Origin of the sequence: Marinimicrobium sp. LS-A18, from assembly GCF_000463525.1 — a bacterium.
Lineage (GTDB): Bacteria > Pseudomonadota > Gammaproteobacteria > Pseudomonadales > Cellvibrionaceae > Marinimicrobium > Marinimicrobium koreense.
The window spans coordinates 722190-739196 of the sequence record NZ_AWEP01000005.1; the positions used below are offsets into that span (position 1 = coordinate 722190).

The following is a 17007-nucleotide window of genomic DNA, read 5'->3' on the forward strand; positions in this document are numbered from 1 at the left end:
GCTAGCTGGCGGTGGTGACCCGGAGCACTTCCTCCAGGCTGGTCACCCCGTCGAGCACGCACTGGCGACCATCATCACTGATGGACGGACTGTTCTTGCGCGCCTCGGCGATCAGTTCGTGTTCACCGGCCTGTTCGTGGATCAGGTGACGCATCCGCTCATTGATTTCAATCAGCTCGTAGATCCCTTTACGGCCCCGATAACCCATGTTGTTGCACTGTTTGCAGCCCACCGGTTTGTAGATGGTGGCCCCCTCAGGCAAGTTCATCAGTTCCCGCTCTGCCTGATCGGCCTGGTGGGGCTCACGGCAGGCCTGACACAGTTTGCGCACCAGGCGCTGGGCCATGACCACTTCGAGACTGGAGGCCAGCAGGAAGGGCTCAACGCCCATGTCTTTCAGGCGCATCACCGCACCGATGGCGGTATTGGTGTGCAGGGTGGAAAGCACCAGGTGACCGGTCAGACTGGCCTGGATGGCGATTTCGGCGGTCTCGCCGTCGCGGATCTCACCCACCATCACCACGTCCGGGTCCTGACGCAGAATCGCGCGCAGCCCTCGGGCAAAGGTCATATCGACCTTGGAGTTGACCTGGGTCTGGCCGATCCCCGGCAAGAGGTATTCCACCGGGTCCTCAATGGTCAGGATATTGCGGCTGCGGGTATTGATGTGGCTCAGGCCCGCGTACAGGGTGGTGGTTTTACCCGAACCGGTCGGGCCGGTCACCAGAATGATGCCGTGGGGCTTGAGCAGGGCTTTGGCCAGCCGGTCGCGCACAAAGGGCGGCATGGCCAGCTGGTCCAGGGTCAGTTGCCCGGCCGCCTGGTCGAGCAGCCGCAATACAATCCGTTCGCCGTGGGCCGAGGGAATGGTGGACACCCGAATATCCACGGCGTGACCCGCCAGGCGCACGGTAATCCGGCCATCCTGGGGCAGGCGCTTCTCGGCAATATCCAGGCGCGCCATGACCTTCAGGCGCGATACCAGTACCGGGGCCAACTCGGCCTTGGGGGACAGGATTTCACTCAGCACCCCATCAATCCGGAAGCGCACCGACACCCGATCTTCAAACGGTTCCAGGTGAATATCCGAGGCGCCCTCGCGAACCGCCTGGGACAGGATGGCATTGATCAAGCGGATGATCGGGGCATCGTCATTGCCTGCCAGCAGGTCGGTCCGATCGGCCAGGTCCTCGGCCATGGACGACAGGTCGTACTCGGCCCCCAGATCCTCGGCCGCCTGTTGCGCGGCGCCATCGCCGCTCTGATAAACCTGGGTGAGACGCCGCTGAAAATCTTCGGTGGGAATTTCTTTCAGGCGAAATTCGGTTCCAAGGTATCGTTGCAGTTCGAGCAATACATTGAGATTGAGCCCGGGACGATAGAGCAGGGTGGCTTCGGTTTCTTCCTCGTCCAGCATCACCCCATGAGTGGAGGCAAAGGAAAAGGGCAGACGCGCGTGGGCCGCGTCCTCACCGGCGCTGGCGGCCTGAACCTCCTCTTCCTCCGGCAGCTGCGGTGAAGCGTTGTTCTCTTCAAACTCTTCCAGCATCGACTCTACCGCCACAGATTACTCCTCGACCCCGTCGGCCTGATCATCCTCACGCTCCTCGCTCATCATGCGAATGCGTTCGGCATCGTCGACCTTTTCTTGCCATTCGGGCAGCATCGGAATGTCGTCAGTGCTGAACAGCATGCCACCTGCGCGGCGACGGTTTTCCTGCTGTTCCCGCAGCGCTTTGTACTTCTCCGCGGTGGCGCCTTTAAGCAGCTGGTCATCCGCGATCACCGTCGCGCGAATGAACACCAGCAGATTGGTCTTCGACAGGGAGTCCACCTGATTGCGGAACAGGCGGCCCATGATCGGCACATCGCCCAGGAAGGGGACTTTCTGCACCGAGGTCTGAATTTCCTCTTCGATCAACCCGCCCAGAACCACGGTTTCACCGTTCCCCGCCAACACCTGGGTTTCCAGTTTGCGCTGGTTAGTGATCGGGCCATCAGAGTTGTTCAGGTTGGACAGGCTGGACACCTCCTGGGAAATATCCAGCACCACACTGTCCCCCGCGTTCACATGCGGGGTCACTTCAAGAAGAATACCCACGTCGCGACGCTCAATGGTCCGAAAGGGGTTTCCGGGATTGCTGTTACCGCCCGTCGAGGCATAGGAGCCGGTGGCGAAGGGCACGTTCTGGCCCACGGAAATGGACGCCGTGTGGTTATCAGTGGTCAGCAGGTTGGGCGTCGAGAGAATGTTGGTGGAGCTGTTTTCCTGCAGCATATTGAGAATGCCCAGGAAATCGGTGCGCTCACCCAACCGGCCAATACCGAATACCTGGCCCTGAGTGCTAGACAGGGCACCCGCCAGACTGACCAGCCCTTCGTCGCTGTCGTCCAACGCGCCCTGGCCGAGATCGCCCAACTGACCGCTGCCGGTGGTGGAGCTGCCGAAGCCGCGTTTGTCATCCCGGTACATCCACTGGATGCCCAGCTCACGACCATCAGTGTCTTCCACTTCTACAATGATTGCTTCGACCAGCACCTGGGCGCGACGAATATCGAGGCTATCTATCACCGCCAGCAATGACTCCATGGTATCGCTGTTGGCGGTGATCAGCAGGGAGTTGGTGTCCTCGTCCGCCTGGACATTGGTCTCCTGGCGGCGGGCGTTGTTGTTAGCACCTTCTTCCGAACGGGCGATGTTCTGCATCACGCCGTTGAGCACTTGGGCCACATTTTCCGCTTTCGCGTACTTGAGATAGACCACTCGAACATTACTGTCTTTGGTGCGCGGCCGGTCCAGGCGCTCCACCAGTTGGCGAATGCGTTCGCGCTGGAGATCATCGCCGTGCACCAGTACCGCGTTGATCCGGTTGTCCGGCACCACGGTGAGTTCGGATTGACCGCCGTCTCCGGCACCGGGCTTTTCAATCTGGGTCACGGCGCGGGCCACGTCTTCGGCCAGCGCAAACTCCAGCTCGATCAGCTCGGTTTCCACCACAGAGGACTGATCAATCTGGGAAATGATTTCTTTCAACCGAAGGATATTGGAGCGGGTGTCGGTGACGATGATGGCATTGCTGGGATCGTAGGCGGACAGGTGACCGTGCTGGGGAACCAGCGGGCGAAGGGTGGGCAGAACCTTGGAGGCACTGATATTTTCCAGCTTCAACACCTGGGTCACGTAAGTGTCATCCCCGAGTGGATTGGAGCCCAGGTCCGTGGGGACCGGCAACGACCGGGCGTCCCGGTTGGGAACGATACGCACCACATTGCCATTCTCAACGGCGGTGAATCCCTGCACATCCATCATGGACAGAAACAGCTCGTACAGCTCTTCTTTATTGACCGCATCCTGGGAAATGACCCGCACCTGCCCCCGCACTTTGGGGTCCACCAGGATGGTCTTGCCGGTGGCATCCGCAACGAATTTGATCACTTCCTGGATATCGGTGTCCTTGAAGTTCACCGTCCAGGTCTGTTGCGCCCAGGCATTGAGACTGACGCAGAACAAAACCGCTGCTAGAGTTCCTGTCAGACGTTGCACACACACTTTCACTGGTCTTCCTCGCTGTTATTCGAGCTCGATGTCGATTGAGACTTCCTGGCCATCCCGGTCAATCAGAAGGCTGGCGGAACGGGCATCACCCATTTCGCGATAAATTTCCATGACGCGCTGCGGGCTGGTGAGTTCCACCCCATTGACCGCCTTGACCACGTCGTCGGCCTGCAGGCCAAGTGAATCAAACAGTTGCCGATCCCGACCGGGACGGATCTTGTACCCGACGATCTGACCGTTCTCCCGGTGAATACTCATGGACACCACGTCGGACAGAGACTGGCTGCCGACCCGTGCGGCAACCTCATCGGCGGCTTCTTCAAGCTCCTCCTGCGGTGCCTCGCCGGCATCCTCGGGCGTTTCCGCCGGGGTATCGTAAACCGGCTCATCCTCGCCCTCCCAACTGCGCCCCGGGGTATCGGGCACCGGCTGGTTGGCGGCGAGGTTGCTGCTCCAGTCGTCGTCGGTATAGAGCCACAGGGATTCGTAGCGTCCGGCGTTGTTCAGGATCACCCGCAGGGGCAGTACCTTTTCCAGGGTCACGCTGCCTCGCACCGGCAACTCGTCACCGGGCGCATATATCGCCTGGTCTTTGCCATCGGCAATGATCGCACGGGCAGCGGTCTCGTCATTACTGCCCATCACGCCCCGCAGTACCAGCTTAAGGTCGGTATCTACCGCCTGATCCTCAATACTGGGGCCGCTCGCGGGACCCGCGGCTTCCCCGTCCAGCGCGTCGGGTTCCTCGCCGACCGAGGCCTCGCCAAAGATATTGAGTGAAGCCAGCGCCGCGATATCCACGGCTCTGGCCGAGCCGCCACTGCGCTCGGAGGTCACCGCATTCGGCGCCACTTGCGCTTTGGGAATCTCCGGCGCCGGTATCAGTACCCACAGCAGTTGGGCCAGGGTGTAGCTGAGCCACAGGACAATGAGAAATTTGGCACCAAAACGCCAGACACCGGACGGCACCCGAGCCAGCCATACGCCACCCTGACGCAGCCACTCGGCCAGTCGTTCACTGCGCCAGTCGGTCCCTGCGGATGCCGACGGATTGTGTTGCCTTTCTGTGTTCGACAATTGACTACTCCACGCACGCTCGAACGCGCTACCACTGGCGATCTGCCCGCGCCACGATGGTTTTATTCTTATCCGGCCACGACCACGGATTGTACCCCAGATCAGTCAGGCCCGGAAAAAGACGCCAAAGCGCAAGAGGCCTTGTAACCGATGGTTATGACACTATTATGCCAAGGTAAATTCCGCTCGCGGAAAAAACGCTCGGCGAGCATACCGTCTCTGCCCCGGAATTGAAACCGAAACCCCTCCGGAATCGCGACCAGGGTCACGTTTGGCGGGGTCTGCCGGCCATTCCCGGGTCGCTACTCAGAGACCGGGGCCCGGTACAGCAAATCCCACACACCATGCCCCAGACGGGCACCGCGCTGTTCAAATTTGGTGATGGGGCGGTAGTCGGGACGCTCCGCGTATTGCCCCGGCGCCACCGCATTGGTGAATCCCGGAGCCGCCTCCATCACCGCCTGCATATGCTCGGCGTAATTCTGCCAGTCCGTCGCCAGATGAAAAACACCGCCGGGCTTGAGCTTGGTGCGCACCTTTTCGACAAAGGCCGGCTGCACGATGCGCCGTTTATGATGTTTCTTTTTGTGCCAAGGATCGGGGAAATACAGTTGAAAGCGATCGATGCTGCCCTCCGGGATGCAATCATCCAGCACATCAATGGCGTCCGCCATATACACCCGGAGGTTATCCAGCCCGGCATCGGCGGCACCTTTGATGAGTCGCCCCACGCCGGGCGGATGCACCTCGATGCCGATAAAGTCTTTGTCCGGCTCCTGCTGTGCCATGGCCAGCAGGGAATCGCCCATCCCAAAACCGATTTCCAGCACCCGAGGGGCCACGCGGCCAAAAGTGGCCTCCAGATCCAGTCGTCCATGGTGAAGGCTCAGCCCGTAACGGGGCCAGCAATCGTCAAAGGCCGCCCGCTGCCCCTCGGTAATCCGCCCGGCCCGAATCACGTAGCTTCGAATGGCCTTGGGTTTGTACTCCGGGCGAATCATCAGCCGGCTGTCATCTTGTTCAGTCATGAATTCCACTATCGTCGAATGAGTTGAGGCTTCCCAGGTCGCCTCAGGTTTTCAGGGCCCGAATGCCCACCGCCAGCAACAGGACCCAGCCCACCATGAAACACAGGCCACCCAGAGGCGTCACCGGCCCCAGCCAGCGCGGACCGCCCAGAGCCAACCCATAGAGGCTACCGGAGAACAGCAACACCCCCAGGACAAAGGTCCAACCGGCGGTCAGCAGGGAGAGCGTCGGGCCGAACCAGCGCAGCAGCGCAACCACCGCCAGCAGCGCCAGAGCGTGGTACATCTGATACTGAACCCCGGTCTCAAACGCCGACAGGGCGGACGCCGGTAGCCGGGCTTTCAGCCCGTGGGCGGCGAAGGCGCCGAGCATGACCGATAGCAGACCAAACAACGCGGCCAACACCAAAAACACAGCCGCCATAGCGCACCGCTCCCCATAAAAAGTTCAGTTACACAAAAAAGCCGCGCGAGGCGCGGCTTTTTCGAGGGCCATTGGCGGCGCTTGATCAGGCAGCCAGTATGGCAGTTTTCACCTTCTTCATGGCGTTCTTTTCCAACTGACGGATGCGCTCGGCGGATACGCCGTACTCATCGGCCAGCTCGTGCAGGGTGGCCTTGCTTTCGCTCAGCCAGCGCCGCTGCAGAATCGCCCGGCTTCGATCGTCCAGGGTTTCCAGCGCCTTCTCCAAGTTGTTGACGCTGTTTTCCTCCCAGTTGGCGTCTTCCAACTGGGTGGCGGGATCGTACCGCTTGTCTTCGAGGTAGTGGACCGGGGCCACGTAGTGGCTGTCGTCATCGTCTTCTTCACCAGCATCGAAGGCCGCATCGTAAGAGGAAAGACGTCCTTCCATCTCACGCACGTGCTTGACGTCTACGCCCAGATCCTCGGCCACCGCTTCGGCTTCATCGTTGTTCAGCCACGCCAGACGCTTCTTGGCACCGCGCAGGTTGAAGAACAGCTTGCGCTGGGCCTTGGTGGTGGCCACTTTCACAATGCGCCAGTTGCGCAGAATGAACTCGTGAATCTCCGCCTTGATCCAGTGCACCGCAAAGGACACCAGACGAACGCCCTTCTCCGGGTTGAAGCGCTTGACCGCCTTCATCAGGCCGACGTTGCCCTCCTGGATCAGATCCCCCAGGGGCAGGCCGTAACCGTTGTAAGAGCGAGCGATGTGTACCACAAAGCGCAGGTGCGACATCACCAGATGACGCGCCGCTTCGAGGTTGCCATTGTAGTACAGGTCCTCCGCCAGCTTCTGCTCCTCTTCCGCGGCCAAAACCGGGAAGGCGCTGACAGCCTGAACGTAGGCATTTAGGTTTCCACCGGGGGACAGTACCCCGGCCGGCATCAGGCCAGTGCTCATTCACTTACCTCCTGAGAATTTGACCGTTGAGTGTAGCACTGCAGGGTTAGACTGCCAAGCCCTGAAAAGTTCCCTTGCCTTAGCATAAAAACCTTACGAATCAGTGGGTTAGGGTAAATATAGAGGTTTGGGGTGACGGCGGATGCGGGTTATGCCGCTGCGCTCGGACCCTGCGGGTAACGGCGGATGCGCTTCGCTTATCCGCCCTACGGCCGAGCGCAGCGGTATAAATCCGCGTAGGGCGGATAAGCGAAGCGCATCCGCCGTAACCACGCCCTTTCACTGAATACGTCAACGCGGCTCTATCTGGATCAAATGCCGCGCCACCGCCAGCCAGGCCCCCACCAACCCGAGCAGGCCGGACAGCAGCACCAACTGCAGGCTCTGGGTCAGATCCAGCCCCTGTAGGCGGAAATCACTCTGATACAGGTCCGCCAACCGGGCCACCGGCCCGGACAGCCACCACAGCCCCAACGCCAACAACACCAGCGCCAGAATGCCGCCACCGAGGCCGTACCAGAAGCCGGTATACAGGAAGGGGCGGCGCACAAACGCATCGGTGCCACCCACCAGCTTGACCACCAGAATCTCGTCCCGGCGGTTCTCGATGGCCAGGCGGATGGTATTGCCCACCGCCAGCAGCACCCCCAGGGCCAGTAGCGCCGCCAGAGCTAGCACCACCCGCTGGCCGAGCACCATCATTTCCTGCAGGCGCTTGACCCAGGCCATATCCAGGCGCGCTTCGGCCACGATGGCCTGCCCGGACAGGTGATCCCGCAGCTCGGTGAGCGCCTCCGGGTCATTGGTGGCCGGACGCACCAGCAGCACATCCGGCAACGGGTTCTCATCCAGCCCCTCCAGCACCCGACCGAGGCCGGAATAGGACTTGAACTCCTCCAGTGCCGCACTGGGTGGCACATGCTCCACCTGGTCCACCCGCGCATCCTCGTTCAGCGAGGTACGCAGCGCGTCAATCGCCTCCGGCCGGGAATCCCGCACGAGAAAAACCGACATCTGCCCGGAATCCTGCCAGCTGTAGCCCAGATTCTGGACGTTGCTCAACACCAGATACAGCGCGGCGGGCAGGGCCACGGCGACGGCCACCACCAGCCAGGTGAGCAGGCTCTGCAGGGGCGTGCGAAACAGCCGCTGCAGACTCTCCACCGCGGTGGTGCTGTGGTGGGCCTGCCAGGAATCCAGCCGGTCGGTCAGGCGGGTGCGACTCTGGCTCGCACCCTGACTGCGCGGCTTCGCCGCCGGAGCGGCGGTTTTACGGGCAGTGGGTCGACGGGGGCTCACGGCAGGACTCCATCGTGTGCCACCTGACCGCCGGAGAGGCCGAGCACCCGTTTGTTCATGCGCTTGAGCAGGGCCAGATCGTGACTGGCGATCATCACCGTCACACCCACTTCGTTGAACTGCTCGAACAGGTTCATGATATCCGCAGACAGCTCCGGGTCCAGGTTACCGGTCGGTTCATCCGCCAGCAGCAGCGGCGGCTTGTTGACCACGGCCCGGGCAATGCCCACCCGCTGTTGTTCACCGCCGGAGAGCATGATCGGGTTGTGCCGTTCCTTGCTAAGCAGCCCCACCTTGTCCAGCGCCGCACGCACCCGACGTCCGACTTCCGAGGCCTGATAGCCGGCAATCTGCAGGGGCAGGGCGACGTTATCGAACACCGTGCGGTCGAACAGCAATTGGTGGTTCTGAAAAACCACGCCCACCTTGCGGCGGAAGTAGGGAATATGTCGGCGGGACAGCCGGTTGAGGTTGCGATCATCGATGAACACCTGCCCCTGGGTGGGGCGCTCCATCAGCATGATCAGCTTCATCAGGGTACTTTTACCCGCCCCGGAGTGACCGGTGAGAAACAGCATCTCCCCCCGGGCCACGTCGAAGCTGACCCGGGAGAGGGCATCCTGGCCGCTGCCGTAGCGTTTGCTGACGTTATCGAACCGAATCACGCGGTCACTCTCCTCGGTCAGCCGCGCTGTTCGCCAAACAGGGCATTGACGAACGGCTCGGCGGCGAAGGGTTGCAGATCATCCACCCCCTCGCCGACGCCGATAAAGCGCACCGGCAAATTGAATTCCTTGCTGAGCGCGAAAATCACACCGCCCTTGGCGGTGCCATCAAGTTTGGTCAGCACCAGCCCGGTGACGCCGGCGGACTGAATGAATTCCCGCGCCTGACTGACGGCGTTCTGGCCGGTGCCGGCGTCGAGCACCAGAAGCACTTCGTGAGGGGCGGTCTCATCAATTTTGGCCATGACCCGTTTGACCTTGGCCAGCTCGTCCATCAGGTGGCTTTTGTTATGCAGTCGACCGGCGGTATCGGCAATCAGCACGTCGGTGCCGCGGGCCTTGGCGGCCTGCAGCGCGTCGAACACCACCGAGGCACTGTCCGCCCCGGTGTGCTGGGCGATCACCGGCACATTATTGCGCTCGCCCCAAACCTGGAGCTGCTCAACCGCGGCCGCCCGGAAGGTATCCCCGGCGGCGAGCATGACTTTTTTGTCCTGGTTTTGCAGATGTTTGGCCAGCTTGCCGATGGTGGTGGTTTTACCCACGCCGTTCACACCCACCACCAGAATCACATAGGGGGTTCTGGATGAGTCAACCACCAGGGGCGACTCCACCGGCGCCAGCAATTCCGACAACTGCTCGCGCAGGGCCTTGAACAGGGACTCGGGGTCATTCAACTGCTTGCGAGCGACCCGGTCAGTCAGGTTGTCGATGATGTCGGTGGTGGCCTCATAGCCCACATCGGCCACCAGCAATTGGGATTCGATTTCTTCCAGCAGCTCATCGTCGATGGTCTTGCTGCCCAGAATCAGATTCCCCAGCCCCTCGGAAAAGTGGCTGCTGGTGCGGCTCAGGCCGGCCTTGATACGGGCGAACAGGCCTTTTTTGGGCTTGGGGTCTTCCGGGGTGTCGCGGGCCGGGTCGGACGCAGCCTGTAGGGGCTCAGCCTCTCCAGACTTTCCAGACTCTGCAGGCTCTCTAGACGCTGAGGGCTCTTCAGTCGCTGATGGCTCTACCGACTCAGGCGCCTCCGGTGACGATGCCTCGGATGAGGGTTCCTGGCCTTCGGACGCCTCGGGCGTAGGCTTCTTGCGTTTGAAAAACAACATAAGCGAACGGGTCTACCTTTAAGGAACGGGCGGAAAGGCGCTATCCTACCACTTCTACCCGGTTCAGAGAGAGGCCCCATTGACCCGCACCCGAAAAGCGCCCCAGCGAAGCGTGACCCAATCCGCAAAACCCACCCCGGGCAGCCAGCCCCTGCGCATTATTGGCGGTCAATGGCGGGGCCGCAAGCTTACCTTTCCAGCGGTGGACGGTTTGCGCCCGACCGGCGACCGGATTCGCGAAACGCTGTTCAACTGGCTGGCCCCCTTCCTGCCCGGCGCCCACTGTCTGGACCTGTTTGCCGGCTCCGGCGCCCTGGGGTTTGAAGCCCTGTCCCGGGGCGCCGATGAAGCCCTGCTCCTGGAGCGAGACCCCAGTGCCGCCGCTCAGTTGCGCGAGAATCTCAAGACGCTGAAAACTACCGCCGGCGAGGTGATTCAGGCCGACAGTATCGAGTGGCTCACTACCGCGCCGGCCACGCCGTTTGATGTGGTCTTTGTCGACCCGCCGTTTCAACACGACCTCTGGCAGATCAGCATCGACCGCCTGGCCGAGGGCGGCTGGCTGACGCCGGATGCTGCGGTCTATATCGAGTCGGAACCGGACACCCCCATCGTCGTCCCCGAACACTGGCACTTGCACCGGGACAAAACCAGCGGACAGGTGCGCTATCGGCTATATTTCGTAGACCGCTGACCGGCACGCACCGGAAACTGGCGCCCCGGGGGCAAATTCATTACCATCACCGCCTTTGATGACCGCAACCAAGAGACTTCCCATGCGCACAGTGGTTTATCCCGGCACTTTCGACCCGATTACCAATGGCCATATCGACCTGGTGGAGCGGGCCTGCCGATTGTTTGATCGGGTGATTATCGGTGTCGCGGAAAGTCCGCGTAAGCGCCCACTGTTCAGCCTGAACGAGCGCGTCTCCCTGGCCCGGGACACCCTCAGCCACCTGAGCAACGTCGAGGTGTGCGGTTTCGATTCACTACTGGTGGATTTTGTCCACGAGAAAAAGGCCCAGGCCGTGCTGCGCGGTTTACGTGCGGTCTCCGATTTCGAATACGAGTTCCAGTTGGCCAATATGAATCGCGCCCTGGAACCCAACATGGAAAGCCTGTTTCTGACGCCCGCCGAACATCTGTCTTTTATCTCCTCATCCATTGTGAGGGAAATTGCCAGCCTCAACGGCGACGTCAGCAAGTTTGTTCCCCACCAGGTTGAAACGGCACTGGCCCACAAGTTCGGCCACAAACCCCACCACTGAGCATGATCCGCGACTCGCTTTTCGGTCGCCGCCACTGGGTCATCGCCACGGCGGTGTTCTGCTGTTTTCTCTGGGGTAGTGCCTATCCCGCGATCAAAACCGGCTACCAGTTGATGGCCATGGCGGCCACCGACACCGCCTCCCAGATGCTGTTTGCCGGCTACCGGTTTCTCGGCTCCGGCGTCATTCTGCTGGTATTGGCGGCCCTGATGGGCAAGTCCCTGTGGCGCTTCTCCGCCCGCGAGTGGGGTCAGCTCGCTCTGCTAGGGCTGCTGCAGACCACGCTTCAGTATGTGTTTTTCTACATTGGCCTGGCCCACGCCACGGGCGTCAAAGCGGCGATCATGAATTCCACCGGCACCTTCTTTACGGTGCTGCTCGCGCATTTCATTTACCGCAACGACAAGCTCAGTACCGGCCGAAGCCTCGGCTGTCTGATCGGCTTTGCGGGGGTGGTACTGATCAACCTGGGGCAGGGCCCCCTGGACTTTGATGTCACCCTGCTGGGCGAGGGTTTTATCGCCATCGCGGCCCTGGTGCTGTCGATCTCCCTGATGTACGGCAAGCGCTTGTCCCAACACATCGACCCGATGGTCATGACCGCGCAACAGTTGACCATCGGCGGCGTGGTTCTGATTGGTATTGGGTTGAGCGGCGGTGGAGATATTCCCCGGCTTACTGCCACCAGCGGGGTGCTGTTTTTCTATCTGATGGCACTGTCCGCCGCGGCCTTTGCGCTGTGGAGCTTCCTGCTCAAGCACAACCCCGTGGGGCAGGTGATTCCCTTCCAGTTTCTGATTCCGATCTTCGGCGCGGGCCTCTCGGCGCTGTTTCTCGGGGAAACCATCCTGGCGTGGAAAAACCTGCTGGCATTGATATTGGTGTGCGGGGGGATCTGGTTGGTGACGCGGCCAGCGTCACCTCTTTCGACGGCCACTCCATTGGGCTCTTCACGGGAAAGATCACAGAAGCTCTGACCACTCTCCTTGCTGCGTCGCTCTGAGAATAACCTGATTTGTTGTTGACACCCGAAAAATTAGGAGCCGGGCCTGTGGCTTACTGGAGCCGCTACTCCGCTTTCAGGGTCCATAGCATACATTGTGGACACTCCCATTCTCGTCAACCCAAAATATATCAAGCGCCTACCTGTATCGTACTCGAGGTATCGAGGAGTCACCGTGATGACATCCTGAAACCCTAATTGAATAAGGCGACTTTGCCGCGCTCCAGATTCAAGGTCGACGACAATAAAACGCTCTTCTGAGAGAAGATTCGGTAACACATAAGCCTCGCCTCCTGATTCCTCGACCTCCATGTTCAACGGTGAAGACTGAATTTGCCGCTCGTCGAGGCCCACACTCGTTGCAGCCGGAGATAAAACCTCGGCAACAACACCATCGTCATGCCATCGAACACTGGAGACATCGCTGTCCAGTGCGCCATTCCTTACCACAAGCAATTGCTCACCAGCAGAGTCCCAAGCCAACAACGCGGGGTAGTCCACTGCTCCCGCTCCGGTGTTCTGATTGGTAACTTCGTGGCGATCCCCTGTCTCTATATCGACAGACAATACGGTGCGAGCATGGTTATTCGCAACCATCAGCTCACCATCTCGTCCCAAAACGATGTCGGCTGGATGCTCCAGTTCCGGCCCGTCCCCCCTTTCCGCCCCAGACAGCAGCTCGCGACGACCATCCTCCATACTGACCCGATACAGTATCGGCTCCAGTGCGTCATCTTCCGGGCTACTCGCCAAGTAAAAGAATCCGTTCTCAAAGTCACAAACCATTTCAGTCAATGCCATTTGCCGGACGCCTTGCGACTCATCGGAAAAGTCTGTAAGCGATTCACCCCGGTTACCCGTTATCAGGTTGATAGGAATAATCTCTGTTAGGCTGGCACTGCCACCGTCGGTCAAGACCCAAAGCACCTTCCCGTCATCATCTACACACAGGGAAACAGGAGTTCCGAAAGATCGACCAGTGCCTATCCGGTGACCACCCTGCATAGTCAGTTCGGCCGCAACTGTTGTAATTCGGCCCTCAGAGTCCTTCGCCCTCACCCGGAGCTCGGTGCTTTCAAGGCCATCGGGCAATACCGCTTCACCCACTCTCCAACGGCCATCACTCTCCACTGTCGCTGGATATTCACCTACCGCCGTTATCACTACGACCGACTCGACATCGGCGCCCGCCATTCCAGAGACCGTACCAAGTGCTGGAATGGTTCCTCTAGAGTACAAGGTCTGTTTTGGAGGGAAGTGTAACGCGAGCTCAGGAGCATTTTCGGGAGTAATCGTCACTGAAACTGAATCGTCACTCGTAGCGCCATCACTGTCCGTCACACTGAGAGAAAACGTCAAGACCCGCTCTGTCATCGTGGAAGGCGCCTCGAAAGACGCCTGTGCCTGATCAGCATTTGCCAGATCTACAGCGTCACCACCAGTCTGAACCCACTGGTACTGGATAATTTCTCCGTCTACATCACTAACTTCGGGCGACAACACTACCTCTGACGTCCCTTTCACAGAAAAGTCTGTACCTGCATCCACTTCTGGAGCGTCATTCACGCGGTGTACGGTTACCATGAGCGTATCAGATGCTTCACGCCCAGATTCATCCTCAATGGTAATGAGAATTCCGTACTGTACTTGGTCCTCCACACCAACATCGGGACCAGTAAATGAGTAGTGCATCTCCTCGTAGTCAATAACCTGCAGAGACATTTTCAACCCTGAGGAGGGCGGTGAGAAAGTTCTGCCCGTAATCGCACCTTGAGCATTACTATAATTTACTTGGAACTCAACAGTCTCTCCCTCATCAATGGTTAAATTCGGCCCCATATCCACAGCGAACGATTCGGACCCTGAGGGGCCTTTATCTTTATTCGAGGGAGAAGCTCCGCCGGACGAGCCACCACCACAGGCGGAAAGAACCAAGGAGAGTATAATAACGACTGATTGCTTCATGGACGCCCGAAGGACGTCGCTCCCGAAAATTGCATCCATAACACCACTCTTATTTGTTGTTAACGGCATCCCTAACACCATGCTAATAAGACCCGAAAAGGTTTACATCTTAACCTACCAACATATATTCTAAATGACTAGATCATAAAAACAACAATGCTTGAACTTGTCTTGTGATCACCGTCACAGAATTGGTCACTACATTACTCATCTGCAGATACCACCAACCGATCTGAAGCCTCCAAATGGTTAAGCAGGACACGGTAAAACCCACAGACCTGCTCTGCGTAAAAACACCAGTATTCGTGCTGAATAAGAACCGCAGCCGAGGAGTGGACGTGGCGCTGAAGTGCTTCCAGCTCTGCATCAAGCTGCTGCCTGACCTGGCTGACCGCCTCCAACATGGACGCCGGATGATGGTCGTTCTCCTTGGCCCAAGCAGCCAATGGCCCTGTAGGATAATTAGGCACCATCTCAAAGCGGCAGATCCGGCGTTTTACAGCTTGAACCAATGACATAATCACTCCCTGTGATCGACCCTAGCGGCGAAATTGACGGGTTGGCTGCCGCAAGAACGCCAAGCGGGTTTTGTTGTTCGGGTTATCGCAAACGGCCTGATAGTAACGGTGGATTTGGCGACAGTGACCGAGCAGATCAATCAGGGACCCGTCTATTGTCGGATCTACCTGCCGAACTGGCATACTGGGCTCACCAAGGGTAGGGCGGACCGACCAAGCCCCCTCCAGCTCCCGACTTAGGTCTCGCTCGACTTCTTCAAGCTTCGCCAAAATCAACTTGTCGCACTGCTGTTCGGCCCAGTCAGCGAATTGGGGGAGTACGTCTCCCTCGGGAGAGTGACAAATAAACTCCAACCGGGCTCTAATCAGGTTGTTATTCAGCATAGGCGCTCCATGTCCCACAAAATCGCTCGGATTATTGCTCCGTTAGCGGAGCAATAATGGCGGATATTCCTGAGAAAATCAAGCTCCGAAGTCGGAGCAGTTTATGAATATCATTGGCCCTCAGGTCCATCACCTTCGCGAAGAACAAAATCTGACACAAGCTGAGCTGGTAGCCCGTTGCAACCTGCTCGGCTGGGATATCAGTCGGGGGACTCTGGCCAAAATTGAGGCGCGGGTTCGGCGGGTGACAGATCAAGAAGTTCTTCTATTATCCCAAGCTCTCAAAGTCCCTGTAGAGCAGCTTTTTAGCTCAGTCTGATGAACACACTCTTGACCGACGTAAGAGAAATCGGGACCGCAAACTGTAGCCATATGAACAAACTTCAATCTCCCTTTATACCCTGCTTTATTTCCTCTCGAACCCGCTCCATTCTCTTTTTCTGCCGCCTCTCTCCAAGCTTAAAGAAGCAGTAAAAAACACCTATAAGAACCGGCGCGGACACAACGAACGCGAGGGCGGACACATAGTTCCACCGAACCAGGCTTACACTGTGGTAGGTATCTAACCCCTCCCCAATGTAAACCTTGTAAGCTACCCTTAGGGTAAACCCCAAGATAACAATACTCACCAGAATCCAGTAGAGCTTTTTATACTTGAGAAACTGATCCATACACAGACTCGAAAGATATCAATCCATAAACGTTTATCAACGTCTCTCGAAATGAATTTTCATGCAGCAATTCAACAATCCCAAGCTTTTTCGTCAGGGATTTCGCACTCAACAATATAATTGTACTCAGACTTTGCACTCATATCGCCCCCTTCCCACGCTTCCTTAAAGTAACTCGCCGCCTTAACAAGATCCTTTTCTATACCAACTGTCTCATATCCGTTCTTATAAATGTAACCCAGGTCTTTTAATGCGTCTGGATATTTCAGCCCAGCCGCTCGCCTAAGCCAAGCGATAGAGTAACCGCGTGCGCCTTGTATGCCATAAATATTGGCCAATAAATTAAAATTCTTATAAAGCCGATACATAGCACCAGGGTCACCACTTTTCGCTTCTGGATAATCATCTTCAATGGCTTCAAGGTAGTCAGAATAAACACCTTCCCTATGCTCACTCGTCATTATATCCATGAGCTCGCCATAAGACTCTTCACTCGAATCCGGAAAACATACAGAGGGAGCAACTAGAAATGCAACAAACACCGCATAGTAAATATTAATCATGAAAACCCTCAAAGCAATATCAACTCAACCTAAGCTTATAGTTGCCAAACTCTTAATCTATCTTGTTTAAGGAGGAGGAAAACAGTAGCCCCAAAAAAAGAGGCGATTAATGCCGCCGTGACCCATTCGCTATCGTCTCTGAGAATCGTTCGATCAGCACCAGATATCGCGACATTCCGGGTGACTCAGTTAAGGCATTTTCATCAGAAGAGATCTAATGATAATGATCCCCTTCTCTTCTGACATTACCTGTCTTGGCGACCCCCCTTCCAAAGCTGGTATTTTTTTATCCACCCAATGAATCGCCCTTTCTTTATTACACCCCAATTTCCACACGACTACTTTCGCTATATCTTTGGGAACTCCTGTCTTAGTGAGTGCTGACAGGTCAGCACAGTCAACGGAGAAGGAACTTGAAAAGTCTTCCCACTCACTATCACCTGAATAATCATATTCTAAGCTAGATAACGTCAT

At 58.0% G+C, this 17007-nt stretch carries 18 protein-coding genes; 4 read left to right on the forward strand and 14 right to left on the reverse strand.

From position 1 onward, the window contains the following. Position 1: 1 nt before the first annotated feature. From gspE to ftsY, 9 genes are all read right to left on the reverse strand, one after another. The gene (gene gspE / locus N645_RS0111040) at positions 2-1549 is read right to left on the reverse strand and encodes a type II secretion system ATPase GspE (protein WP_024461572.1); all 1548 of its coding nucleotides are present in this window, start codon (positions 1547-1549) and stop codon (positions 2-4) included. 18 nt (positions 1550-1567) lie between these two features. Continuing rightward, positions 1568-3511, reverse strand: coding sequence for a type II secretion system secretin GspD (gspD, locus tag N645_RS0111045; RefSeq protein WP_024461573.1), 1944 nt, complete (start codon positions 3509-3511; stop codon positions 1568-1570). 60 nt (positions 3512-3571) lie between these two features. Then, positions 3572-4633, reverse strand: a complete 1062-nt coding sequence (gene gspC, locus N645_RS0111050; RefSeq protein WP_024461574.1) for a type II secretion system protein GspC — start codon at positions 4631-4633, stop codon at positions 3572-3574. 302 nt (positions 4634-4935) lie between these two features. Next, complete coding sequence (gene trmB / locus N645_RS0111055) at positions 4936-5661, reverse strand: tRNA (guanosine(46)-N7)-methyltransferase TrmB (protein WP_238559236.1); 726 nt, start codon at positions 5659-5661, stop codon at positions 4936-4938. Between the two features lie 43 nt (positions 5662-5704). Continuing rightward, a complete protein-coding gene (locus tag N645_RS0111060; RefSeq protein ID WP_024461576.1) occupies positions 5705-6085 on the reverse strand; it encodes a DUF423 domain-containing protein in 381 nt (126 codons plus the stop codon). 85 nt (positions 6086-6170) lie between these two features. Continuing rightward, positions 6171-7028, reverse strand: a complete 858-nt coding sequence (rpoH, locus tag N645_RS0111065; protein ID WP_024461577.1) for an RNA polymerase sigma factor RpoH — start codon at positions 7026-7028, stop codon at positions 6171-6173. A 291-nt stretch (positions 7029-7319) separates the two neighbouring features. After that, positions 7320-8327 (reverse strand): permease-like cell division protein FtsX, encoded by a 1008-nt coding sequence (gene ftsX, locus N645_RS0111070; RefSeq protein ID WP_024461578.1) that lies wholly within the window; start codon positions 8325-8327, stop codon positions 7320-7322. Beyond that, positions 8324-8992 (reverse strand): cell division ATP-binding protein FtsE, encoded by a 669-nt coding sequence (gene ftsE, locus N645_RS0111075; RefSeq protein ID WP_024461579.1) that lies wholly within the window; start codon positions 8990-8992, stop codon positions 8324-8326. Before ftsE ends, ftsX begins: the two co-directional genes overlap by 4 nt. 17 nt (positions 8993-9009) lie before the next feature. After that, the gene (ftsY, locus tag N645_RS0111080; protein WP_051174431.1) at positions 9010-10161 is read right to left on the reverse strand and encodes a signal recognition particle-docking protein FtsY; all 1152 of its coding nucleotides are present in this window, start codon (positions 10159-10161) and stop codon (positions 9010-9012) included. Positions 10162-10240: 79 nt separating this feature from the next. On the opposite strand from ftsY, the gene rsmD reads away from it, so the two are divergent. The 3 genes from rsmD to N645_RS0111095 all read left to right on the forward strand — a co-directional run bounded on the left by rsmD (position 10241) and on the right by N645_RS0111095 (position 12406). Further along, entirely contained in the window at positions 10241-10855 is a 615-nt protein-coding gene (rsmD, locus tag N645_RS0111085) for a 16S rRNA (guanine(966)-N(2))-methyltransferase RsmD (protein WP_369755437.1), read from the forward strand. 82 nt (positions 10856-10937) lie between these two features. After that, the gene (coaD, locus tag N645_RS0111090; protein ID WP_024461582.1) at positions 10938-11429 is read left to right on the forward strand and encodes a pantetheine-phosphate adenylyltransferase; all 492 of its coding nucleotides are present in this window, start codon (positions 10938-10940) and stop codon (positions 11427-11429) included. 2 nt (positions 11430-11431) lie between these two features. Then, positions 11432-12406, forward strand: a complete 975-nt coding sequence (locus tag N645_RS0111095; RefSeq protein ID WP_024461583.1) for a DMT family transporter — start codon at positions 11432-11434, stop codon at positions 12404-12406. 59 nt (positions 12407-12465) lie between these two features. On the opposite strand, the gene N645_RS0111100 is transcribed toward N645_RS0111095, so the two are convergent. Continuing rightward, positions 12466-14436, reverse strand: a complete 1971-nt coding sequence (locus N645_RS0111100; RefSeq protein WP_024461584.1) for a hypothetical protein — start codon at positions 14434-14436, stop codon at positions 12466-12468. Between the two features lie 164 nt (positions 14437-14600). Further along, positions 14601-14915 (reverse strand): hypothetical protein, encoded by a 315-nt coding sequence (locus tag N645_RS0111105; protein WP_024461585.1) that lies wholly within the window; start codon positions 14913-14915, stop codon positions 14601-14603. Between the two features lie 487 nt (positions 14916-15402). Here N645_RS0111105 and N645_RS0111115 point away from each other — a divergent pair, with 487 nt between their 5' ends. Beyond that, on the forward strand, positions 15403-15618 hold the full coding sequence (locus tag N645_RS0111115) for a helix-turn-helix domain-containing protein (RefSeq protein WP_024461587.1): 216 nt from the start codon (positions 15403-15405) through the stop codon (positions 15616-15618). Positions 15619-15682: 64 nt separating this feature from the next. Here the strand turns inward: N645_RS0111115 and N645_RS0111120 are convergent, their stop codons facing one another. The 3 genes from N645_RS0111120 to N645_RS18535 all read right to left on the reverse strand — a co-directional run bounded on the left by N645_RS0111120 (position 15683) and on the right by N645_RS18535 (position 17007). After that, the gene (locus N645_RS0111120) at positions 15683-15970 is read right to left on the reverse strand and encodes a hypothetical protein (protein WP_024461588.1); all 288 of its coding nucleotides are present in this window, start codon (positions 15968-15970) and stop codon (positions 15683-15685) included. Between the two features lie 71 nt (positions 15971-16041). Continuing rightward, positions 16042-16533 (reverse strand): tetratricopeptide repeat protein, encoded by a 492-nt coding sequence (locus N645_RS0111125; protein ID WP_024461589.1) that lies wholly within the window; start codon positions 16531-16533, stop codon positions 16042-16044. A 189-nt stretch (positions 16534-16722) separates the two neighbouring features. Further along, entirely contained in the window at positions 16723-17007 is a 285-nt protein-coding gene (locus N645_RS18535; protein ID WP_081666036.1) for an antitoxin Xre/MbcA/ParS toxin-binding domain-containing protein, read from the reverse strand.